At 74.8% G+C, this 2143-nt stretch carries 2 protein-coding genes; both read left to right on the top strand.

Annotated features, from left to right (window positions below; all coding sequences use genetic code 11):
• A partial coding sequence (locus ACWDX9_RS62595; RefSeq protein ID WP_449973333.1) for an ABC transporter ATP-binding protein occupies positions 1-1159 on the top strand: 1159 nt, incomplete at its 5' end.
• On the top strand, positions 1156-2143 hold a 988-nt coding region (locus ACWDX9_RS62590; protein WP_449973332.1), incomplete at its 3' end, for an ABC transporter transmembrane domain-containing protein. The genes ACWDX9_RS62595 and ACWDX9_RS62590, both read left to right, overlap by 4 nt.

Genomic DNA, 2143 nt, shown 5'->3' with positions numbered 1-2143 from the left:
GTCACGCGCGGCGAGCGCGCGGCTGTTCGGCATGCTGGAGGAGCGGCTGGCCGGAGCCGAGGACCTGCGGGCCAACGGCGCCGGCGAGCACACCGTACGCCGCTTCCACCAGGTCAGCGCCGCCCTCTACCGCGCCGAGGTCAGGGACGCGCGCATCGGGACCACGCTGCTGGCGGGCACGTCGGTGGCGTTCGCCGCGGGCACCGCGATCATGCTCGGGCTCGCCGCCTGGGCGCTGCGGTCGGGGACGCTCACGGTCGGCACCGCCGTGCTGATCTTCCAGTACACGCTGATGGTACGGACGCCGTTCGAGCGGCTCATCGACCAGATCAGGCAGTACCAGGCGGCGCTGGCCGGCCTGGCCCGCATCGCGGACCTGCTGGCCGAGCGGCGCACGCTGCCCGAGGGCACCCGGCCCCTGCCCGCGACCGGCCCGCTCGGCCTGCGCCTGGACGGCGTCGGCTTCGCCTACCCCGGCGACGACGAGCAGGTGCTGTCGGGCGTCACCCTCACGCTGGCCCCCGGCGAGACGCTCGGCCTGGTGGGGCGCACCGGCAGCGGCAAGACCACGCTCGTCCGCCTGGCGCTGCGCCTGTACGACCCGACCGAGGGCGCCGTCCGGGTCGGCGGGCTGGACCTGCGCGAGGCCGACCAGGCGTCCCTGCGAACGCGGATCGGCGTGGTCACGCAGGACGTGCAGCTCTTCGCGGCGAGCCTGCGCGACAACCTGACGCTCTTCCGGCCGTCCCCGGGTGACGGCCGGCTGCGGGAGGTCCTCCACGGCGTCGGGCTGGGCGCCTGGCTGGCCGGACTGCCCGGCGGGCTCGACACCGAGCTGCGCGAGGTGTCGGCGGGGGAGGCGCAGCTCATCGCGTTCGCCCGCGCGTTCCTCGCCGACCCCGGGCTCGTCGTGCTCGACGAGGCGTCCAGCAGGCTCGACCCCGCCACCGAACGCCGCATCGAGCGGAGCATCGACCGCCTGCTCGACGGCCGGACCGGCGTGATCATCGCGCACCGCCTGTCCTCGCTGTCGCGCGTGGACAAGATCGCCGTGCTCGACCACGGCAAGGTCGTCGAGTACGGCCGCCGCGCCGACCTCGCCGCCGACCCCGGCAGCAGGTTCGGGCGCCTGCTCGACCTGGCGGGGGTGAGCCGGTGAAGCCGGTCATGCTGGTGGCCACCAGGCTGGCCACGTTCGACTTCCGCCGATACCTCGTCGGCGCGCTGCTCTGGCTGCCCGTCCACGTGATCCCGCTGGCGAGCGGGCTCGTGCTGCAACGGATCTTCGACGGGCTCGGCGGAGACCTGGGCTGGGCGCTGTGGTTGTGCGCGGCGTTCGTGGGCGTGGAGGTCACCCGGGGCCTGATGATCGTCATCGCGTGGACGTACGGGGTCTACTGGTGGGCCGCGGCGGCCACCCTGCTGCGCGCCAACACCCTGCGCTCCGTCCTGACCGCCCGCGGCCCCGCCGCGGCGCGGCTGCCGCACTCGCCCGGCGAGTCCGTCGCCCGCCTGCGGGACGACGTGGCCGACGCGGTCGACTTCACCGACGAGAGCGTCAGCCTGGCCGGGACGACGCTCTTCGCCGTCGCGGCGCTGGCGATCATGGCGTCCGTCGATCCCGTCATCACGGTGGCGCTGGTGCTGCCGATGGTCGCGATCGGCGTGCTGAGCAGGCTCCTGCGGCAGACCATCGGGCGGCTGCACCAGCGGGCCAGGACGCTCGGGGCGGCCGTCACGGCGTACGTGGGCGAGATCTTCGGCGGCGTGCTCGCGATCAAGACCGCGGGAGCCGAGGAGGCGGCGCTGGAGCGGCTGCGCGAGCACAACCGGCGGCGGCGCGCGGCCGCCGTCAAGGACCGCCTGGCCACCGACCTGCTGGACGCCACGACGGGCGCGACCGTCGAGCTCAGCATCGGGCTCGTCCTGCTCCTGGCCGCCCCGGCGATGCGCGGCGGCGAGTTCACGGTGGGGGACCTCGCGCTGTTCACCAGCTATGTCGGCTGGCTCACGGCTCTGCCCCGGTCGATCGGTACCGTTCTCTACCGCCTGCCGCAGGCGGCGGTCGCCACCGACCGGCTCACCCGGCTGATGGCGCCGCACGAGAGCGCCGGCGACCTGTCGCGCGGCGCCGACGTCTGGC

This window comes from Nonomuraea sp. NPDC003201 (genome assembly GCF_053590415.1).
This window is presented reverse-complemented; position numbering and strand designations above follow the sequence as displayed.